This window comes from Pseudidiomarina terrestris (assembly GCF_030466375.1).
Lineage (GTDB): Bacteria > Pseudomonadota > Gammaproteobacteria > Enterobacterales > Alteromonadaceae > Pseudidiomarina > Pseudidiomarina terrestris.
This window is the reverse complement of record NZ_JAGGJE010000001.1, coordinates 882,767-901,365: the sequence shown is the minus strand read 5'-3', so window position 1 is coordinate 901,365 and position 18,599 is coordinate 882,767. Positions and strand designations below refer to the sequence as shown.

The 18,599-nt window shown below is 52.9% G+C and carries 19 protein-coding genes, 6 tRNA genes and 1 other annotated feature; of the genes, 12 read left to right on the top strand and 13 right to left on the bottom strand.

What is annotated here, in order from left to right:
• Positions 1-3: 3 nt before the first annotated feature.
• Genes sixA through J6J28_RS04355 form a run of 3 tightly spaced genes read right to left on the bottom strand, consistent with a single transcriptional unit; the run spans position 4 to position 1,276 of the window.
• Positions 4-513 carry a phosphohistidine phosphatase SixA gene (sixA, locus tag J6J28_RS04365; RefSeq protein ID WP_301720094.1) on the bottom strand — a complete coding sequence of 170 codons (510 nt, stop codon included), beginning with the start codon at positions 511-513 and terminating at the stop codon, positions 4-6.
• The gene (locus J6J28_RS04360; protein WP_301720093.1) at positions 497-838 is read right to left on the bottom strand and encodes an RnfH family protein; all 342 of its coding nucleotides are present in this window, start codon (positions 836-838) and stop codon (positions 497-499) included. Before J6J28_RS04360 ends, sixA begins: the two co-directional genes overlap by 17 nt.
• Complete coding sequence (locus tag J6J28_RS04355) at positions 839-1,276, bottom strand: type II toxin-antitoxin system RatA family toxin (protein WP_301720795.1); 438 nt, start codon at positions 1,274-1,276, stop codon at positions 839-841.
• A gap of 123 nt (positions 1,277-1,399) precedes the next feature.
• On the opposite strand from J6J28_RS04355, the gene smpB reads away from it, so the two are divergent.
• The 7 genes from smpB to trpA all read left to right on the top strand — a co-directional run bounded on the left by smpB (position 1,400) and on the right by trpA (position 8,807).
• Positions 1,400-1,879 (top strand): SsrA-binding protein SmpB, encoded by a 480-nt coding sequence (smpB, locus tag J6J28_RS04350; RefSeq protein ID WP_301720092.1) that lies wholly within the window; start codon positions 1,400-1,402, stop codon positions 1,877-1,879.
• Between the two features lie 144 nt (positions 1,880-2,023).
• Positions 2,024-2,120 (top strand) — a sequence feature (Trp leader region).
• A gap of 43 nt (positions 2,121-2,163) precedes the next feature.
• On the top strand, positions 2,164-3,792 hold the full coding sequence (locus J6J28_RS04345; protein ID WP_301720091.1) for an anthranilate synthase component 1: 1,629 nt from the start codon (positions 2,164-2,166) through the stop codon (positions 3,790-3,792).
• Positions 3,789-4,400: an aminodeoxychorismate/anthranilate synthase component II gene (locus tag J6J28_RS04340; RefSeq protein WP_301720090.1), complete on the top strand. Its 612-nt coding sequence runs from the start codon at positions 3,789-3,791 to the stop codon at positions 4,398-4,400. The genes J6J28_RS04345 and J6J28_RS04340 overlap by 4 nt, the downstream gene beginning before the upstream one ends.
• Positions 4,400-5,404, top strand: a complete 1,005-nt coding sequence (gene trpD, locus J6J28_RS04335; protein ID WP_301720088.1) for an anthranilate phosphoribosyltransferase — start codon at positions 4,400-4,402, stop codon at positions 5,402-5,404. Before J6J28_RS04340 ends, trpD begins: the two co-directional genes overlap by 1 nt.
• Complete coding sequence (gene trpCF, locus J6J28_RS04330) at positions 5,397-6,785, top strand: bifunctional indole-3-glycerol-phosphate synthase TrpC/phosphoribosylanthranilate isomerase TrpF (protein ID WP_301720087.1); 1,389 nt, start codon at positions 5,397-5,399, stop codon at positions 6,783-6,785. Before trpD ends, trpCF begins: the two co-directional genes overlap by 8 nt.
• Positions 6,778-7,974, top strand: a complete 1,197-nt coding sequence (trpB, locus tag J6J28_RS04325) for a tryptophan synthase subunit beta (protein WP_301720086.1) — start codon at positions 6,778-6,780, stop codon at positions 7,972-7,974. The genes trpCF and trpB overlap by 8 nt, the downstream gene beginning before the upstream one ends.
• Positions 7,971-8,807, top strand: a complete 837-nt coding sequence (trpA, locus tag J6J28_RS04320; protein ID WP_301720085.1) for a tryptophan synthase subunit alpha — start codon at positions 7,971-7,973, stop codon at positions 8,805-8,807. Before trpB ends, trpA begins: the two co-directional genes overlap by 4 nt.
• On the opposite strand, the gene J6J28_RS04315 is transcribed toward trpA, so the two are convergent.
• On the bottom strand, positions 8,734-9,660 hold the full coding sequence (locus J6J28_RS04315) for a TIGR01777 family oxidoreductase (protein ID WP_301720084.1): 927 nt from the start codon (positions 9,658-9,660) through the stop codon (positions 8,734-8,736). The genes trpA and J6J28_RS04315 overlap by 74 nt on opposite strands.
• A gap of 109 nt (positions 9,661-9,769) precedes the next feature.
• Here J6J28_RS04315 and J6J28_RS04310 point away from each other — a divergent pair, with 109 nt between their 5' ends.
• The gene (locus J6J28_RS04310; RefSeq protein WP_301720083.1) at positions 9,770-10,324 is read left to right on the top strand and encodes an inner membrane-spanning protein YciB; all 555 of its coding nucleotides are present in this window, start codon (positions 9,770-9,772) and stop codon (positions 10,322-10,324) included.
• Positions 10,305-11,192, top strand: a complete 888-nt coding sequence (locus J6J28_RS04305) for an alpha/beta hydrolase family protein (RefSeq protein WP_301720082.1) — start codon at positions 10,305-10,307, stop codon at positions 11,190-11,192. Before J6J28_RS04310 ends, J6J28_RS04305 begins: the two co-directional genes overlap by 20 nt.
• Here J6J28_RS04305 and J6J28_RS04300 read toward each other — a convergent pair.
• Together J6J28_RS04300 and J6J28_RS04295 are read right to left on the bottom strand one after the other, a co-directional pair.
• Positions 11,173-13,686, bottom strand: a complete 2,514-nt coding sequence (locus J6J28_RS04300; RefSeq protein WP_301720081.1) for an ABC transporter permease — start codon at positions 13,684-13,686, stop codon at positions 11,173-11,175. The two genes, J6J28_RS04305 and J6J28_RS04300, sit on opposite strands and share 20 nt — an antisense overlap.
• The gene (locus tag J6J28_RS04295) at positions 13,676-14,356 is read right to left on the bottom strand and encodes an ABC transporter ATP-binding protein (RefSeq protein WP_301720080.1); all 681 of its coding nucleotides are present in this window, start codon (positions 14,354-14,356) and stop codon (positions 13,676-13,678) included. The genes J6J28_RS04300 and J6J28_RS04295 overlap by 11 nt, the downstream gene beginning before the upstream one ends.
• Before the next feature lie 2 nt (positions 14,357-14,358).
• Between J6J28_RS04295 and J6J28_RS04290 the strand changes: the two genes are divergently transcribed.
• Positions 14,359-14,979, top strand: coding sequence for an arylesterase (locus tag J6J28_RS04290; protein WP_301720079.1), 621 nt, complete (start codon positions 14,359-14,361; stop codon positions 14,977-14,979).
• A gap of 37 nt (positions 14,980-15,016) precedes the next feature.
• On the opposite strand, the gene J6J28_RS04285 is transcribed toward J6J28_RS04290, so the two are convergent.
• The 6 genes from J6J28_RS04285 to gltX form a co-directional block, all read right to left on the bottom strand.
• Positions 15,017-15,092 (bottom strand) — tRNA-Glu (locus J6J28_RS04285).
• Positions 15,093-15,122: 30 nt separating this feature from the next.
• A tRNA-Glu gene (locus J6J28_RS04280) sits at positions 15,123-15,198 on the bottom strand.
• A 36-nt stretch (positions 15,199-15,234) separates the two neighbouring features.
• A tRNA-Glu gene (locus tag J6J28_RS04275) sits at positions 15,235-15,310 on the bottom strand.
• Between the two features lie 37 nt (positions 15,311-15,347).
• Positions 15,348-15,423 (bottom strand) — tRNA-Ala (locus J6J28_RS04270).
• 180 nt (positions 15,424-15,603) lie between these two features.
• On the bottom strand, positions 15,604-16,233 hold the full coding sequence (gene can, locus J6J28_RS04265) for a carbonate dehydratase (protein ID WP_301720078.1): 630 nt from the start codon (positions 16,231-16,233) through the stop codon (positions 15,604-15,606).
• Between the two features lie 13 nt (positions 16,234-16,246).
• Positions 16,247-17,659, bottom strand: a complete 1,413-nt coding sequence (gene gltX / locus J6J28_RS04260) for a glutamate--tRNA ligase (protein ID WP_301720077.1) — start codon at positions 17,657-17,659, stop codon at positions 16,247-16,249.
• 217 nt (positions 17,660-17,876) lie between these two features.
• On the opposite strand from gltX, the gene J6J28_RS04255 reads away from it, so the two are divergent.
• Both J6J28_RS04255 and J6J28_RS04250 read left to right on the top strand, forming a co-directional pair.
• Positions 17,877-17,952: transfer RNA gene (locus J6J28_RS04255), tRNA-Val, on the top strand.
• A gap of 39 nt (positions 17,953-17,991) precedes the next feature.
• A tRNA-Val gene (locus J6J28_RS04250) sits at positions 17,992-18,067 on the top strand.
• A gap of 58 nt (positions 18,068-18,125) precedes the next feature.
• Here the strand turns inward: J6J28_RS04250 and J6J28_RS04245 are convergent.
• Positions 18,126-18,599: a DUF2919 family protein gene (locus J6J28_RS04245; RefSeq protein WP_301720076.1), complete on the bottom strand. Its 474-nt coding sequence runs from the start codon at positions 18,597-18,599 to the stop codon at positions 18,126-18,128.

Here is an 18,599-nt window from a genome sequence, read left to right as displayed (position 1 = left end):
CGATTAATCGGGCTCAGCCACTGCCATCCGGATAAATTTGCCGCGCCACTGGTCAGGTTCCAGAACAAATTCAGCGACACCGGCCGTCGGAAATAAAATAGGTTCCATGGTTTTATCCAGCTCCGCAACTAAATAGCTGACAAACGGCATATGCGACACGATAGCGACATGCTTAATTTTGGATCCCCGATGTTGCAGTTCGGCAAAGAGCCAGTCACAGACTTGCTGCGCCTGCCCATCGGGAGTAATCGCGTCATTCACTTGCTCACTATGCGCAGGGATGTGCCGCTGTAGGATCGAAGCCGTCTGCCGGGCGCGTATATAGGGACTGACGATCAGCCAGTCGAGGGCGTCCGCGCCCTGCTCCGCCAGGTACTGCGCTAACCAGCGTCCACTGATGACAACTTCCTGCTCACCGTAAGCGCTCAAAGGACGAATGGCATCCCCCTGCAACGCTTGCGCGGGCAATGCTTCGCCATGGCGAATAATATAGAGCTTAACTGCTTTGCTCACGCCGCCGACCTCCCGTGACCTTGTCTGCGCGACCGTCATCTTTGGCGCGCTCAGCGCGTTGACGCCGAATCGCTTTCGGATCGGCAATAAGTGGCCGGTAAATCTCGATCCGATCACCGTCACGCGGTTGCTGATCAAGTTTTACTGCTTTACTCCAGATACCTACTTTCTGCTGCTCAAGATCAATTTCAGGGAAGTAGCGGGTAATCTTGGACTGCTCAATGCACTCCGCCACGGTCGTACCTTTAGTGACCCGAATAGGAATAATTTGTTGCCGTTCTGGCGTCGCGTAGGCAACCTCAATTTGAATATGCTCTAAGGTCATCTACTCGCTTCCATAAACTTGCTCTGCGCGCTTTACAAAAGCATCGACCATGCGACTTTGCAACTCATTGAAAATGTTACCAAAGGCGAAGCCCAGTAAGCGGTTCGCAAATTCGAACTCTAACTTGAGAATAATTTTACAGGCATGATCGTTCAATGGCTCAAAATACCAGCCACCGCGTAAATAGCGGAATGGGCCATCCACCAGTTCCATCCCAATCCGTCCGGGCGGCTCCAGATGGTTACGGGTGGTAAATGATTTGCCGACGCCAGCTTTGCTGATATCCAGACGCGCAACCTTGCTTGTGCCCTCTTGCTCAACGACTTGCGCAGAGCGACAGCCTGGCACAAACTCCGGGTAACTTTCGATATCGTTCACTAATGCAAACATCTGCGCATCGCTATACGGTACTAACGCGCTTCGCTCAATGCTTGGCATAATGGGTTCCTTGGCCGTTAAAAATGCTGGCATGATAGCGCACTTTGACACTTGAATCACCCATTCTGAAGATTGCCAGATAAACAAATTTTCTTTTTAAATCGGATGCGTATAATAGCCGCCATGAGTAAAACAAAAGCACACAACAATTCAGGAACCATCGCGCTTAACAAGAAAGCGCGACATGAGTATTTTCTCGAAGATAAGTTCGAGGCTGGTATCGCTTTGCAAGGCTGGGAGGTGAAAAGCATCCGCGCCGGTAAAGTCAATATCGCTGATACTTATGTGATCATCCGTGACGGCGAAGCCTACCTGCTTGGCGCCCAGATCCAGCCCATGTTATCGGCATCCTCCCACGTGGTGTGTGATGCTGAGCGCACGCGCAAACTGTTACTGAAACAGCGTGAGTTAGACAAGCTAATCGGCGCCAGTGAGCGTGAGGGGTATTCGATCGTTGCCACGGCCATGTATTGGAAACGCCACCTGGTAAAGCTGGAAATTTACCTGGCGAAAGGCAAGAAGTCCCATGACAAACGCGACACGATCAAAGAACGCGACTGGCAGCGACAGAAGTCGCGCATCATGAAACACAGCACACGTTAACGACAGCTCAGGAAAAAGCTGTTGACAGCGTCATTCGGCATCGGTTAATTTAACCACTTGCGACTTATACAACTTCTCTTTTTGAGATGTTTTAAAGATTTAATGAGATTAGTGATGATAAAAAATTACGTACAAAAATCAGCACAGTGGTGGTGGCATTTCCCGAGATAGCGGGCGATGCATCTGTGCGTATTTTACACGTAATTTGATGGAAACCCGCGAACTCAGCGGGTTTTTTTATGCCCGCTATCGTAGCAAATCAACGCGAACAACAACGATAACTGATGAAGGGCAAGCACGTGCAATTTGAAGAACAACCCGGCTATTATCATTCCTTACATATGCGGTTGCCTTATACAGGCGACACCCAACGACTGTACCAACGTTTGTGCGGTGACGTTCCCAATACCCTGCTGCTTGACTCTGCGGAGATTCAGTCACGTAAGCATCTGAAAAGCTTGATTATGGTTAAGGCTTCGTTACAGTTCACCTGTAACGGTAGTCAGGTCAGCATTCGCGCGCTTACAGCCAATGGCGCACAACTGCTACCCTACCTGCAACAAAAACTCGATGACGTTGCTGAAATCAACGCCGATGGCGACCAGCTGATCTGCGACTTTCGGACCGCCAGCACCGCTCTGAGTGGACTTGACGAAGCACAGCGATTGCGGCATCGCAGTACTGAGCAGCCGTTGCGTATTGTGCAACAGCAGCTTCGCGCGCTGGCCGGAAGTGCAGATCATGATTTCTCAGTGTTTATCGGTGGCGTGTTTGGCTACGACTACATCGCCAGTATGGAGCAACTTCCTGATGTTCCCGAGGGCGATAACATCTGTCCGGATTACCAGTTCTATCTGGCAGAAAGCCTGCTGGTGGTTGACCATCAGCAGCAAACCACTGAGTTACTGGCGACCTTACTAAGCGGTCCTGACTCTGCCAGTTACTATGGCACCCTGGCCCAGCAACTTGGTGAGATCATCGCCCATTGCCAGTTACCGGTAACCGCAGCTGCTGCTGAGACGCCAGCGCCGCAGCAAGCTGTCCATCCGGAAGTGGTCGCTACCCCCAGTCGTGACGTTTATGCTACCTGGGTCAATGAGCTGCAGGAACATATTGCCGATGGCGATATCTTTCAGGTGGTTCCGTCCCGCCAGTTCGCTTTGGCGTGCCCGGATAGCCTGGCCGCGTACGCCCAACTGAAAGCCGCCAACCCCTCACCTTATATGTTTTACTTACAAACCGAGGCATTTGTGTTGTTCGGTGCATCGCCTGAATCAGCGCTGAAGTATACCGCCGCCAGCAATCAAGTTGAGCTGTATCCGATTGCTGGTACCCGCCCGCGCGGCAAACATGCCGACGGTCGCATTAATCCAGATCTGGACAGCCGGCTTGAACTCGAGCTGCGCTGCGACCAGAAGGAACTTGCTGAGCACCTGATGCTGGTTGATCTTGCCCGTAACGATTTGGCGCGTATCGCCGTTCCCGGAAGCCGCTATGTTGCAGACTTACTGCATGTTGATCGCTATTCACACGTGATGCACTTAGTGTCCCGCGTGGTCGCCCAACTGGCCGACGATCTCGACGCACTGCATGCGTACCGGGCCTGCATGAATATGGGCACCTTGGTTGGAGCTCCAAAAGTTTCTGCGGCGCGCCTGATCCGACAGTACGAACAGCAGCGGCGTGGCAGTTACGGTGGCGCAGTGGGCTATCTGTCCGGGCGCGGCGATATGGACACCTGTATTGTGATTCGCTCAGCGCTGGTGCGTGATGGTCAGGCCTTTGTGCAAGCCGGAGCTGGAGTTGTCGCTGACTCTTCAGCTGCAGCAGAAGTCGCCGAAACAGAAGGCAAGGCGCAAGCCGTCATCGGGGCAATACAAGCCACCTACGCAACGCAGGAGCAGCAAGCATGACACCGGCCCGTATTATCTTAATCGATAACATCGACTCCTTTAGTTACAACCTGGTCGATGAGCTGCGCCAGCTTGGCTATCCGCTGCTGGTGTACCGCAATACCGTTGCCTTAAGCACTCTGAAAGAAACGCTGGAGAACTACGCTGGCCCGCAGGTGATATGCCTCTCGCCCGGACCTGGCCATCCCCAGCGGGCGGGCAATCTCATGCAAGTGATTGACTATGCCAAGGGCCGCTACCCTATGCTCGGCATCTGCCTTGGCTTTCAGGCGCTGCTGGAAGCCAACGGTGCCAAAGTTCGCCGCTGCGGTGAAACCGTGCATGGCAAGAGCAGCGCCATCAGCTGTGCTGAGCACCCGGTTTTTGCAGACTTACCGCGCCAGTTACCCGTCGCTCGCTACCACAGCCTGGCGGGTTATGAGTTACCCGCAGACATCGAGGTATTGGCAGATTATCAAAGCGACCGCGAGCGTATACCTATGGCCGCCTATTTCAATCAGCATCGCGCGATTGGATTCCAGTTTCATCCTGAATCAATTCTCACGGGGCGCGGTACGCAACTACTGGCCCAGACCATTGAATTCCTATTCCGTACGGAGCAGCAGTAATGGACGCTATCAAACAACTTCTATCCGGCAACAGTTTATCCATGGCCGCCAGCGAACGCTTGTTCGATCACCTGGTCAAGGGCGAACTCAACGAAATACAGATCACCGCCCTGCTTATTAGTATGAAAATGCGTGGCGAAGAACCTGCGGAAATGGCGGGTGCGGCTCTGGCATTGCGCCGTGCTGCAAAGCCTTTCAAACGGCCCGATCGGCTGGTAGTCGACAGTTGCGGTACCGGTGGCGATGGCAGTAATACCATCAATATCTCGACCACTGCGGCGTTGATTGCGGCAAGTATGGGACTGACCGTAGCGAAGCACGGTAATCGCAGTGTATCGTCGCGCTCTGGCTCGGCTGATGTGCTGGAAAGCCTCGGTTTGTCGGTGACCCAAGACCCGCAAGTTGCTGCACAGCAGCTTGATGCATTTAATTTTTGCTTCCTGTTTGCCCCTCACTATCACCCTGGCATTCGCTATGCCATGCCGGTACGGCAAACTCTGAAAACCCGTACGCTGTTTAATTTGTTAGGTCCGTTGGTCAATCCTGCGCGTCCTGACGTACAACAATTAGGAGTTTACGATCCAGCATGGTGCCGCCCACTGGCGGAAACGCTAAAATTACTGGGTTGTAAACGCGCTATGGTGGTCCACGGCTCAGGACTGGACGAAATTGCTTTACATGGTCCAACCCAGGTGGTCGAATTGCGCGACGGTGAACTGCACGACTATGAATTGCAGCCCAAAGATTTTGGTGTTCAGCAATCCCCCGTCAGCGCTTTACGCGGCGGCGACGCCGATTTCAATGCGGTCGCCTTACAACGGATACTTGAAGGCAAGGCACCCGATGCGCACGCTAATGCGGTCGCCATCAGCACTGCCGGCTTACTTTATCTCGCCGGCAAGTATGATGACCTGCAGCAGGCAACCAGCGCGGTACTCGAACATCTGGCCAGTGGCCAGGCCATGACACACTTGCAGCAGTTACAGGAGTTTAATCGTGGCTGATACGATTTTACAAAGCATCGTCAACACCCGGCGTCAGCGCCTGGTGGAGCTTGCCCGCGAGTATCCGGTCGATGCCTTGAAGCAGGACTTGAAGCTCAGTCAACGCAGTCTGGCGAAAGCCCTGGCGACACCCGCCAGCAGTTTTATTCTGGAGTGCAAAAAAGCGTCCCCGTCCAAAGGCATGATCCGTGATGACTTTCATCCGGTGCGCATTGCGCAAACCTACAGCCGTTATGCGGCGGCGATTTCAGTACTCACTGAGCCCGATTACTTCCAGGGGGATTTTGCCTATTTAGCTGCGGTCAGCAGCGCCGTTGACTTACCTATTCTGTGCAAAGACTTCATTGTTGATCCGTTGCAGGTCCTGTTAGCCCGTCACTTTGGTGCTGACGCCATTCTGCTTATGCTGTCTATTCTCTCCGATGAAGACTACCGGGAGCTGGCCCAGCTGGCGGCAGATTACAATCTGGATGTGCTCACTGAAGTCAGTACCGAAGAAGAGATGTTACGCGCCAAAGCCCTTGGCGCGAACATCATCGGCATTAATAACCGCAACCTGCACGATCTAAGTATTGATCCTAAACGTAGTCAGGAACTTAGTAAGCTGGCACCTGCTGGTGTATTGCTGGTTGCTGAGTCCGGCTACAGCGAACATCAGCATGTGCGCGAAACTGCGCCTTTCGTCGATGGCTTTCTGGTGGGCAGCGCGCTCACTGCGCAAGCGAACATTGATCAAGCTTGCCGGGAACTGATTTATGGTAAACACAAAGTCTGTGGCCTGAATCAGGTAAGCGATGCGCATGTGGTGCGCGCTGCAGGAGCAGCTTATGGCGGCTTGATTTTTGTGCAACATTCACCCCGCGCTGTGACTGCGGCGCAAGCCCGGCAGTTGGTCACAGCAGAGCCGGATCTAAGCTGGGTTGGCGTGTTTGCCGATCATCCGCTGGCCGAGGTAGTTAAGATTGCCAGCGAACTTAGTCTGGCCGCAGTGCAGTTACACGGTCATGAGGATGCAGACTATATAGCCCAGCTCAAGCAGGCGCTGCCCAGCGGCACAGAAGTATGGCAAGTACACCGCGTTGAAGCACCGCTGCTGCTGCCGCAAACGGACGCAGACGCTATACTACTCGACAATCTGCAGGGCGGCAGCGGCAAAACCTTTGCCTGGGAACTGCTGCAAGACTTAACTCCGGCAGAGCGCGAGCATTGTATTCTTGCTGGTGGCCTCGGCCGCCACAACCTAAGTGAAGCCCAACAGACCGGGCTGCAACGATTTGATTTTAATTCAGCTGTAGAGCGCACCAAAGGTGTTAAAGACGCCGGTAAAATTGTGCAACTCTTTCAACAAATTCGTCAGTATGGGAAACAAGATCATGAGTAATTACCCAGCGTATTTTGGAGAATTTGGTGGCCAGTTTGTGCCAGAAATTCTGTTACCCGCGTTAGACCAACTTGAACAGGCCTTTGTCGATGCTCAGCAGGACCCTGAGTTTCAGAAAGAATTTAAAGATTTGCTCAAGAACTATCTGGGCCGGCCGACGCCCTTATCCTTATGCCGTAACTTGCCGGTCGACAGTCCCAATGGCACAAAAATTTACCTGAAACGGGAAGATCTGCTGCATGGCGGCGCCCACAAAACCAATCAGGTGCTGGGTCAGGCGTTGCTTGCCAAACGTATGGGTAAACACCGTATTATTGCGGAAACCGGCGCCGGTCAACATGGCACAGCGACTGCCTTAGCCTGTGCCCTGCTCGACCTTGAGTGCATTATTTATATGGGCAAAAAAGACGTCGAACGGCAACAGCCGAATGTGTTTCGCATGGAGCTGATGGGAGCCAAAGTGGTTGCCGTTGATACCGGCAGCGGCACACTCAAAGATGCCGTCAACGAGGCCCTGCGCGACTGGACTGCGAGTTATCACGATACCCATTACTTACTCGGCACAGCAGCGGGTCCGCACCCGTTCCCGACCATTGTACGAGAGTTCCACCGCATGATCGGTGCCGAAGCCAAAGCCCAGATCGTGGAGCGCGCCGGGCGTCTTCCTGACGAGGTCATCGCCTGTGTTGGTGGCGGCTCAAATGCCATTGGTATGTTCGCAGAGTTTATTGACGAAGACGGGGTTGAACTGGTCGGGGTCGAGCCCGCCGGTAAAGGTCTTACCACGACCCAGCATGGCGCCACGCTCAGCGCCGGCCACCCGGGAATTTTGCACGGTTGTAAGTCGTTTCTGATGCAAACTGACGAAGGTCAGATTGAAGAAAGCTATTCAGTTTCGGCAGGACTTGATTACCCTGGAGTCGGTCCGCAGCACGCGTATTTGCAGAGTATCGGTCGCGCTCGCTACGAGTCGGTAACCGACGATGAAGCTCTGGAGGCATTCAAAATTCTTGCTGAGAAAGAAGGCATCATCCCGGCACTGGAATCGGCCCATGCGCTGGCCTACGCCCTGAAGCGTGCGGCACAAGCGGATGCTCCTGAAATTTTGTTGATCAATTTATCCGGCCGGGGCGATAAAGATATCGACCATGTGCGTCGTATTTTTCAACAACAGGAGGACGCCAAATGAGCCGCTATCAAGCCATGTTTGAACGACTTGACGCTGCCGATGAAGGCGCCTTTGTGCCCTTCGTAACGCTGGGCGATCCCAATCCTGAACAAAGCCTAGAGGTCATCGACGCTTTAATCGCGGGTGGCGCGGACGCGCTGGAACTTGGTTTTCCCTTCTCTGATCCCGTCGCCGACGGTCCGACGATTCAAAAAGCGGCCATTCGTGCTTTGCAGGCGGGCACTAGGATCACTGACTGCTTTGCGATCCTCAGCAAAGTGCGTGAGCGCCACCCTGAAATACCTATGGGTCTGTTGGTGTACGCCAACCTTGTTGCCAGTGCCGGCTTAGATAAATTCTATCAGCGCTGCGCTGATGCGGGGGTCGATTCAGTGTTGATTGCTGATGTGCCGGAGCGTGAAAGCACACCCTTTATTGAAGCGGCAAAAGCGCATGGTATTGCACCCATCTTTATCGCTCCGCCTGATGCCACCAGCGAACGTCTGCAGAGCATTGCCGCGCGCAGCGAGGGCTACGTGTATCTGTTGAGTCGCGCTGGCGTGACCGGCACTGAGAGTACGATGCAAAAGCCTGCAACCGCCGTCATTCAATCCCTGAAAGACGCCCAGAGTGCGCCCCCGCTACTGGGCTTTGGTATCGCTCGACCGGAGCACGTCGAGGCCGCATTAGCTGCTGGTGCAGCCGGTGCGATTAGCGGCTCAGCGGTGGTCAACATCATTGCGAACCACCATGACGATCGGCAACGTCTCAGCGACGAGCTTACGAGTTTTGTGAAGACGATGAAGAAGGCAACAGGCAATCGCGCAGCGCTTCTTCAGCAGAACCAAACTTAAATTCAAAGCCCGCTTTCTGCAACCGTGCCGGCATTACCCGCTGGCCGGTGAGCAGCATCTGCGACATCTCGCCTAAGAGCAACTTTAACACCCAGGCCGGGACCCGCATGAAGTGGGACTTGCGTAAGACTTTCGCAATAGTCTCGCTGAACTCGGCCTGCGGTAAAGGTTGTGGTGCTGTGGCGTTGTAAACGCCCTGGCAATCGTCGTTTTCGAGCAGAAATATAATCGCCCGCGCGATATCGTGCAGATGAATCCAGGAAAAATACTGTTTGCCGTCGCCAAGTGGCCCGCCGAGGCCAAGTAAATAAGGCGGTAACATCTTCTGCAGGGCACTGTCATCAGAGGCCAGCACCACCCCGGTGCGGATCACGCAAACGCGGGTTTGCTCTGATTGTGCGGCAAGCGCCAAGTCTTCCCACTTCGCACAGAGTTTGTGAGCAAAATCATCCGGCAGATTAACGCTTTTATCTTCCGTCATGATTTTGTCACCCTGGGCACCGTAATAGCCAATGGCAGAACCACTAATCATGACTTTCGGTGGATTGTCACAGGCCTGAATACGTTTTCGTAGCTCATCGGTAACATCCCAGCGGCTGTCCTGCAGGCGTTCTTTCTGCTTCGCGGTCCAGCGTTTATCGGCAATCCCCTCGCCCTGCAAATTAATGATTCCGTGAAAGTCGCCCAACTGATTGATCTCAGCAAGTCCATCATAAGCCTGCACGCCTTCGCCAAACCGCTCCATGGCCTGTTTAGGTTCGCGACTTAAAATGGTGATCTCGTACTTATCGCGCAATCGTCTGATTAGCTCAGAGCCAATCAAACCTGTTCCTCCGGTGATCAATAATTTCATTATTCGACTCCTCGTTGTAGCTGCGCTACCTTTAAGTTTAGTCATTGTTAGTGGTCGACAACAAACTTTTCTGGCAAACTCCTGTTATCGCGTTTTTTTGGATTACATCATGTTGTTTGTGCTCGAATACTTACCTATTGCGCTATTTTTTATATTCTACCTGCTGGGCGATATCTTTCTGGCGACCGGCGTACTGATGCTGGGTACTGTCCTGCAGCTGATGGCGCTGAAATTCATGCGTGAGGTCATCACGCCCCGCCACTGGATCATTCTGTGCGTGGTGTTAATTTTCGGCACCGTCACCCTGTTACTACGTGACGAATGGTTCATAAAGCTCAAAGTTTCTGTCATTTATGTTGCCATTGCGCTACTCCTGCTGATTGGACTCTGGTGGAAAAAACGCAGCCCGCTGCAGCACTTTCTGGGCGAAGAGATCAATCTGCCTGATTTTGCCTGGCGCCGCCTGACCTATGCCTGGGTCATCTTTTCACTCGCTCTGGCCGCAGTGAACCTCTATATCGCCGAATACTGGAGTCTCGATGCCTGGGTCAATTTCAAGGTGTTCGGAACCTTAGGTGCGACTCTGGTCTTTACCATTTTCACTGGCGCTTATATGTTTAAACATCATACGGACCGTGAAAAAGATGCCGAAGAACTTGAGTAAACGGACGCCGCTTGAGAGTGCTCCCGGCCGCACCATTTACCTCCATCACTACGCGGCCGATAATCCGGATAAAGTCGTCATTATGGCGCCTGCAATGGCGGTGCCGCATAGTTATTACGCAGATTTTTGCGCCTGGCTAGCCACTCAGGGTTTCCATGTCATCGGGTTCGATTATTACGGCATCGGTCTTGCGCAGGAGCAATCGCTGCGCCACTTCGACAGCTCTGTCACAGAGTGGGCCACCCTCGACGCCCAAGCGGTATTGGATCAATGCTTACAGGACTTTCCAAAGCTTCCGGTAGTGTGGTTCGCACATAGTATTGGCGGGCAGTTGTTCGGCATGCTGCAACATACAGAGCAAGTGGAGCGTATGGTTACCGTCGCAACCGGCACCGGTTACTGGCGTGATATGCAACCTGGTTTGAAGTACAAATCGTGGTTTTTATGGCGGGCGATCGTGCCCTGGCTGTTGCCTGTTGTAGGGTATTTTCCCGGTGCACGGCTCGGTATCGTCGGGAATGTGCCAAAATCAGCTATGGCACAGTGGCGCCGCTGGTGTCTGAATTCAGACTATTTAGTCGGCGCGGAAGACCTTTATCACAACTACGCTCAGGTCGAAACGCCCATCATCAGTCTGGCCTTCAGCGATGACGAAATGCTGACCTACCGCAATATTGATAGCATGCATAATTTCTATAAAAATGCTCCGCAACGGCGCCTACGCTTTGCACCAGAGGATTTTTATCTGGACAGTATCGGCCATTTTGCAATTTTCCGCCCACGTTACCAAAAACTGTGGGCGGAACTCTTGTTACCGCAACTATCTGCTGAGCGACCAAAGGAACCAGCTAACCCAGGCGTCGAATAAGTTGTGCGGTATTGCGCCGTATCAGCCGCGCGCAGGCTAACCGCCCCATACTGCCGACGATAACAGCACCAGCTATCGGCCCGATCAACCAGAACCGCCAATGGAAAGTAGCTGCCAGTTCGAACACCTGAGTTTGCAGAATATACAAGGATAACTCCATAGCCAGCGTTGCAATCAAGCCGCTAATGGCGCCCAGGACCACAAACTCGTACGTCACACTTCGACTCAACAGCTTCGCTGGTGCCCCTAGCGTACGCAGAATCACCAGTTCTTTCTGGCGTTCTTCCATCGAAGCCTGCACCTGGGCCAGCAATACTAGAACACCTGCCACAATAACCAGGATCAGTACAAATAAGATGGCAATACTGACCTGCTCGATGACCTCACGCAACTGCTCCATGATGGCATCCAGATCAATAAGCGACACCTGCGGGAAAGGCTTAAACAGCTCGTAGAGCTCGCTTTTGCGATCTTCCGGCAAATTAAAGCTCGAAATATAGGTCGCCGGGAAATCCGCTAAGGTGGCAGTATTGAAAATCATATAGAAGTTGGGCTGCAACGAGCCCCAGTTGACCTCGCGGACACTGGTGACAGGCACCGTAAACACCTGCCCGCCAATATTAAAGGTTAACTCATCGCCAACGCCGAGGCGCATGCGCTCGGCCACCTCACTTTCAATCGACACCTGCGGTTGCGGATCATCCCCCCACCACTCGCCAGCCACGACGGTATTGTTAGGCGGCAAGGTATCCCGCCAGGTCAACGACAGTTCCCGCCCGAATCCCTCGCGTTGCTCCGCTGCAGGCGCAGTCTCGCCTTCAGCTTGCTCTTTCGAGACTTCATCCACCACAGCCACATCGTTGACCGCAGTCATGCGGCCGGGGACGATAGGATACATCTCGTTTATTTCAAGATCCCGCTGCTCAAAGCGCGCTTTTAAGGGCGCAACGTTCTCCTGAGCTACGTTGACCAAAAAGAAGTTTGGCGCATCATCTGGCAATTGCTCCTGCCAGTCCGCTAACAGCTCATGCCGCAGCGCGAGCACCAGCAGCAGCAGCATGATGGCGGTGGAGAAACTCAGCATCTGCACGCTGTTTGCCTGCGCACGACGCTGCAAGCCCGCCATAGCCAGGCGCCAGGCACTACCCGCCTGCATCCCTGCCTGCCGACTGGCACGAATAAAGAAGCGACTGACGAACAGCAGCACCACAGCCGCCAGTGCCCCACCGGCAAATAATGCCGTCGACAACAGCCACTGCTGACTGTAAAGCCAGAGCAACAGATAAATGGTACCGCCCGACGCCACCCAATGTAACCAGCGCCATCGATCGGTGCCTGTCATTTCGCGATTAAGTACCCGCAGCGGCGGTATTTCGATAAGCCGTAATAAGGGGTACAACGTGAACATCACCGCACTGACAAGACCCGTGCCGGCCGCTAACAGGTAACCGCGGCCACTGCCCGCTGGCAGGTTGACGTCAAAATAGCGGGCGACCAGATCCACCACTTGCCCCTGAATCAACCAGCCGAGCAGCAAGCCCGTGGCGATGCTGAAACCGGTTAACAGCAACAAATGCAGAATAAAGATCTTTTGGATCTGTCGGCGTTGCCCGCCAAGCGTCTTAAAAATAGCGACAACGTCGTAATTTCGTTGGCAATAACGTTGCGCAGCAACCGCTACCGCCGTAGCGGCCAGCACCACGCCAAGCAGGCTGGCGAGCAACATAAAACGCTCGGCACGGCGCAAGCTACGGGCCAATGGTGAATCCCCGTCCTCGATGCTACGCCAATTGTGAGTGTCGTCATTGAGTTGCGGTTTGAGCCACTCCTCATAGCGCATTAAATCATCATTTTCTCCGGCAAAAAGAACATTGAACCGCACCCTGCTGCCGGGTTGGATCAAGCCTGTCGCCTCGAGTTCGCTGTAGTTGATGAGCACGTTGGGGCTGTCAGTAAACACTGAGAAACCAACATCCGGCTCATAAGTGAGCACCCGTGTCACTTCAAATTCACTGTTACCGATCTCTAAGGTATCGCCAACACTTAAATTCAGCTCCTGAAACAACGCCGCAGCGACCCAGGCTTCGCCACCGGCAGGTAAATCGTCAGCGACCTGATCCGCAGCAAAAGGCTGTTGTGCAGTGCGCAGCTCGCCGCGCAACGGATAACCCTCACTCACGGCTTTGACATCAACCAGAGCAAGCTCATCGTTGGCAAATGCCATGGAATTAAAGACCACCCGGTCGGCAGTCTGTAATCCCTCATCCTGCGCACGAGACAGCCAGTCCTCGGGGATATCCCGGCGTGAGCTCAGCACTCGGTCTGCCGCCAGAAACTCCGCACTGCGTTCGGTCAAGCCGGCTTGCAGTCGCTCGGTAAATAACGCCAACGATAACACTGCCGTCACAGACAACACGATGGCGGCCGCCATGATGGTCAGTTCACCCCGGCGCAACTCCTGCTTTAATAGTCGCCAGGAAATTTTATGCCACATCGCGGGTCACCTCAGTCAGCTTACCAGCTTCCATACGCAGCACCCGTTGGCAGCGCTCCGCCAACTCACTGTCATGCGTAACCATCACCAGCGTTGTGCCCGAATCCTGATTCATCTGAAACAACAGGTCTTCAACTTTATGACCTGTGGTCGCATCCAGGTTACCGGTCGGCTCATCGGCAAATAAGATTTTCGGTGTGCCCACAAACGCCCTGGCAATCGCCACGCGCTGCTGCTCGCCACCGGACAGTTGATTCGGATAATGAGTCAGGCGATCACCCAGTCCCACCTTACTCAGTAGCTCACGCGCCTGAGCCTCGGCCTGTTTATGGCCCGCTAACTCCGCCGGCAACATCACATTCTCTAAAGCGGTCAGGCTTGGTATCAACAGAAAGGACTGAAAAATAAAGCCAACCTTGTCGGCGCGAATTTTTGCCCGTTGCTCCTCATCCAAATCGCCCAAATTTACGTTATCTATGGAAACATCTCCGGCACTCGCGAGGTCTAAACCTGCGAGTAAGCTTAACAACGTCGACTTACCGGAACCTGAAGCACCAACAATGGCGACAGTTTCGCCAGCTTCAATTTTTAGGTCCGTAGGTTTTAAAATGTGTAGAATACCTTCACTGGTTTCTACGTCTTTTCTTAATTGAGCGGTTTGAATAAGCATTTATGAAAAATTTCCTAATAAAATTTGGATTTATCGTCGCATTATTAGTACTTGTACGTCCAGTTTACGGAAATGTCTCACTGGTCGTTTTAGGCGATAGCCTAAGTGCCGGTTACGGCATGTCGCAACAACAGTCGTGGGTCGGCGTGTTGCAGCAACGCTGGCAACAAACGCACCCGTCGATCGAGCTCATCAACGCCAGCATTAGCGGTGACACCACTCAGGGCGCCTTAAACCGTCTCGAGGGGATTATCAAAACCCATCAGCCCGATGCTGTGTTCGTTGAACTCGGTGGTAATGATGGTCTACGTGGCTTCACGCCAACTACGATCAAATCTAATTTGTTACAAATCATCAATCGGTTGCAAGAGGAGAATATTAAAGTTGCGGTGAGTCAGATCATAATTCCGCCGAATTACGGCCGGCGCTACAGTGATATGTTTGCGGATATCTTTCCGGAATTGGCGACATCGACAGATACCCTGTTGATCCCCTTCTTTATGGAGCAAATCGCCACCAAGCCAGAATTGATGCAAAACGATGGCATTCATCCGAATGAAGACGCACAGGACGATATCGCAGACATCATGGAGCCGCATCTGCTCAAGCTTCTTAGCAGGTAGCGTATTCAACAGAGAGAAAGGTAAAGCAGATAAGAAATGGCGTCCCCTAGGGGATTCGAACCCCTGTTACCGCCGTGAAAGGGCGGTGTCCTAGGCCTCTAGACGAAGGGGACCCCGGACTGGTCTTACTCGATTACTTTAAATGGCGTCCCCTAGGGGATTCGAACCCCTGTTACCGCCGTGAAAGGGCGGTGTCCTAGGCCTCTAGACGAAGGGGACCCCGGACTTGCAATCGGCTGGTTGCGTTGAGTAAGTTGGCGTCCCCTAGGGGATTCGAACCCCTGTTACCGCCGTGAAAGGGCGGTGTCCTAGGCCTCTAGACGAAGGGGACGCGTATCTTACTTTGCAACAAAAGTGCTGAAGTGAATTGGTGGAGCTAAGCGGGATCGAACCGCTGACCTCTTGCATGCCATGCAAGCGCTCTCCCAGCTGAGCTATAGCCCCAGTACTTCAGTACCCTGACAGCGGGGCGAATTCTATGGTAATTCGCTGCTAACCGTCAACCTTTTTTTTGGCAAAATGAAGCGTTTGCTCCATTTTTAGGCAGTTCGCGCAAAAGCTCACCAAAACACGCCAAAATTAGCCAATAGGAATCGTCATGCCGGTCAATGCCGGTCACGCTGACTAATCCTCAAAATGATAGATCCGCTCCAGTGAAGCACGGTCACGCACGGTTACGTCCATGTCCCGCACCAGGCCATCTTCCAGGCTGTAAACCCAACCATGAATCGCCAGTTCCTGTCCTCTATCCCAGGCGCTTTGGATAATGGTGGTCTTAGCCAGGTTACGCACCTGCTCAATCACGTTCAACTCGCATAAGCGATTTACCCGTGCTGTCTCATCCAGTGCTTCAAGCTCGTCATGATGCTCACGGTAAATATCTTTAATCGGATACAGCCAGTGATCGACCAAACCGTGGGAACAGCTCTCTGTGGCCGCGCGTACACCGCCACAGCCGTAATGCCCTACTACCAGAATGTGTTGCACCTTTAACGCATCCACGGCGTACTGAACGACCGACAGACAGTTAAAATCAGTCTGAATAACCTGGTTGGCGACGTTACGATGGACAAATAACTCGCCCGGAGCTAAATCGACCACCTGATTCGCAGGTACCCGGCTATCCGAACAGCCAATCCACAAGTAGTCTGGTGTCTGCTGATTGACCAGATTTGCGAAAAATTCAGGGTCGAGATTCAGCTGACGCTCCGCCCAACCCTTATTATTCGCAAGTAACTGTCGAATTTTCGGCATTCAGTTGTTGTCCTTATTGTTGCGCTTGTTCACGCTCACTTATAAAGGTAATCGCGCGAGCAATACGGGCCACAACTTGCTCCTGCTCGATTAACTCAAGCGTCACATCAAGTGAAGGTGAGTTGCCGGAGCCGGTCGCTGCCACTCGCAATGGCATACCGACTTTACCCATGCCAACCCCTAAATCATCAGCGGTCGCTTGAATAGCAGCTTGAATCGATGCGGCATTCCACTCGGTCAGGCTCGCCAGTCGATCTTGCACAGCTTCGAGGGCTTCGCGGGCAACAGGCCGCAAGTGCTTTTTCGCCGCAGCTTCATCAAAGCTCTCATAATCTTCGTAGAAATACCGCGCTGAGGTGGCCATTTCCTTCAATGTTTTCACGCGATCAGCCAACAACGGAATGATTTTCTCTAACGCAGGGCCTTTGGTGACATCAATCGCCTGGTCACTGAAGTGCCATTGCAAGTGCTCAGCCACTTCACCAACTGGCAGGGCTTTCATGTAATGTTGGTTAAGCCAGTTTAACTTCTCGGTGTTAAACGCTGACGCGGCTTTGTTGACGTCATCCAGACGGAAATACTCAATCATCTCATCGACGCTGAAGATTTCCTGATCGCCATGCGACCAACCCAGTCGCACCAGGTAGTTCATCACCGCTTCCGGCAAGTAGCCATCATCGCGGTATTGCATCACGCTGACCGCTCCGTGACGTTTCGACAGTTTCTTACCATCATCGCCAAGAATCATTGAGACATGAGCATATTCAGGCACTGGCGCACCGAGCGCTTGCAGAATATTAATCTGGCGCGGCGTATTATTAATGTGATCTTCCCCACGCACCACGTGGGTGATATTCATTTCCCAATCGTCAATTACGACACAGAAGTTATAGGTGGGGGTGCCATCGCTGCGCGAGATGATCAAATCATCAAGTTCGGTGTTAGCAAATTCGATTGGCCCACGGATATGGTCGTTAAACTTCACCGAACCCGTTTGTGGGTTGCGAAAACGCACCACATAACGATCGCCACTGACATTGGGGTTATCACGACAATGACCGTCGTAACGCGGCTTTTCGCCCTTCTCCATTTGCTCTTCACGCATTTTTTCCAGGCGCTCAGTCGAGCAATAGCATTTATAGGCTTTGTCTTCTTCTAACAGCTTGTCGATAAAGTGCGTGTAGCGATCAAAGCGTTTGGTTTGGTAGTGTGGACCTTCGTCCCAGTTTAATCCTAACCATTCCATGCCTTCCAGGATGGCGTCGATTGCCGGCTGAGTAGAACGTTCGCGATCTGTGTCTTCAATACGCAGTACGAATTTCCCACCGGCTGCTTTGGCAACCAGCCAGGAATAAAGTGCCGTGCGCGCGCCGCCGACATGTAAATATCCAGTTGGACTAGGGGCAAATCGGGTGACTACCGTCATAATAGTTGCATTCTCCGCATCAGTCGGGTTATTTTGCAGCGTAGTTTACCAATAACCGCGCGACCTCGCATCACTGGTTTTGGTGAATCCTTTGTTATTCGTCAATCAATCTTTGCCGAATTGGGCAAAAAGACAGCAGTCAGAACATAAGGGTGATATTTTTTATTGACAGGGCAGCGTAGCTCCCTATAATACCGCCCCGCAACGCAGAGAAAACGGATGGTTAGCTCAGTTGGGAGAGCATCGCCCTTACAAGGCGAGGGTCACTGGTTCGAGCCCAGTACCATCCACCACTCTACGCCTTTGTGAAACGTTGCAAGCACTACCCAGATGGATGGTTAGCTCAGCTGGGAGAGCACCGCCCTTACAAGGCGGGGGTCACTGGTTCGAGCCCAGTACCATCCACCACTTCTCAGGTATTACTTCGCCCACAGCCTGTGGGAAAAGCTCTCAGCGCACCTTCGTGTCAGTCACTTGCAGCAACAAGTTCGAAAAACCGTTTCAAATGACGCGAATACAGCAGTAACCAGAGCGCGATCAGCCACGCAAAAATAATAAACGCTTTCACAAAAGCAAAATGCGGCCAGTTGGCAATCACTAAGCTACCAATCAGCACACCATCGGCAAGCCAGCTGAGCCACAATAATGCAGGCGCAATACGAGCAAACTTCGGCACCCAAGCGGGCATCTCGGCTTTCACCTGGGTCAACATCACCACCACCGCCAGCGCCGGCAGGCCGACACTTAGGGTCAAAACAAACTGTTCGGTATTCGAATAGAAAAACTGCAGCAAGCGGGAACGATCTTCACTAAAGGTGAGCGATATAATCCACGCCAGATAGCCACGCAAAAACAATCCCAACACAAAAATCAGTGCCAAAGGTGTACGTAGCTGACCGTCAGCTGTTAAATAATGTTCATCGCCCCGTTGCAGCTGCAT

Bases quoted from the DNA above. Each gene is read 5' to 3' on its own strand.
- trpA (WP_301720085.1), top strand. From the start codon at position 7,971: ATGAGCCGCTATCAAGCCATGTTTGAACGACTTGACGCTGCCGATGAA.
- J6J28_RS04345 (WP_301720091.1), top strand. From the start codon at position 2,164: ATGAAGGGCAAGCACGTGCAATTTGAAGAACAACCCGGCTATTATCAT.
- J6J28_RS04310 (WP_301720083.1), top strand. From the start codon at position 9,770: ATGTTGTTTGTGCTCGAATACTTACCTATTGCGCTATTTTTTATATTC.
- smpB (WP_301720092.1), top strand. From the start codon at position 1,400: ATGAGTAAAACAAAAGCACACAACAATTCAGGAACCATCGCGCTTAAC.
- J6J28_RS04305 (WP_301720082.1), top strand. From the start codon at position 10,305: ATGCCGAAGAACTTGAGTAAACGGACGCCGCTTGAGAGTGCTCCCGGC.
- J6J28_RS04355 (WP_301720795.1), bottom strand. From the start codon at position 1,276: ATGCCAAGCATTGAGCGAAGCGCGTTAGTACCGTATAGCGATGCGCAG.
- trpB (WP_301720086.1), top strand. From the start codon at position 6,778: ATGAGTAATTACCCAGCGTATTTTGGAGAATTTGGTGGCCAGTTTGTG.
- J6J28_RS04360 (WP_301720093.1), bottom strand. From the start codon at position 838: ATGACCTTAGAGCATATTCAAATTGAGGTTGCCTACGCGACGCCAGAA.
- J6J28_RS04315 (WP_301720084.1), bottom strand. From the start codon at position 9,660: ATGAAATTATTGATCACCGGAGGAACAGGTTTGATTGGCTCTGAGCTA.
- can (WP_301720078.1), bottom strand. From the start codon at position 16,233: ATGCCGAAAATTCGACAGTTACTTGCGAATAATAAGGGTTGGGCGGAG.
- J6J28_RS04300 (WP_301720081.1), bottom strand. From the start codon at position 13,686: ATGTGGCATAAAATTTCCTGGCGACTATTAAAGCAGGAGTTGCGCCGG.
- J6J28_RS04295 (WP_301720080.1), bottom strand. From the start codon at position 14,356: ATGCTTATTCAAACCGCTCAATTAAGAAAAGACGTAGAAACCAGTGAA.
- J6J28_RS04245 (WP_301720076.1), bottom strand. From the start codon at position 18,599: ATGCAGCTGCAACGGGGCGATGAACATTATTTAACAGCTGACGGTCAG.
- J6J28_RS04340 (WP_301720090.1), top strand. From the start codon at position 3,789: ATGACACCGGCCCGTATTATCTTAATCGATAACATCGACTCCTTTAGT.
- trpD (WP_301720088.1), top strand. From the start codon at position 4,400: ATGGACGCTATCAAACAACTTCTATCCGGCAACAGTTTATCCATGGCC.
- gltX (WP_301720077.1), bottom strand. From the start codon at position 17,659: ATGACGGTAGTCACCCGATTTGCCCCTAGTCCAACTGGATATTTACAT.
- J6J28_RS04290 (WP_301720079.1), top strand. From the start codon at position 14,359: ATGAAAAATTTCCTAATAAAATTTGGATTTATCGTCGCATTATTAGTA.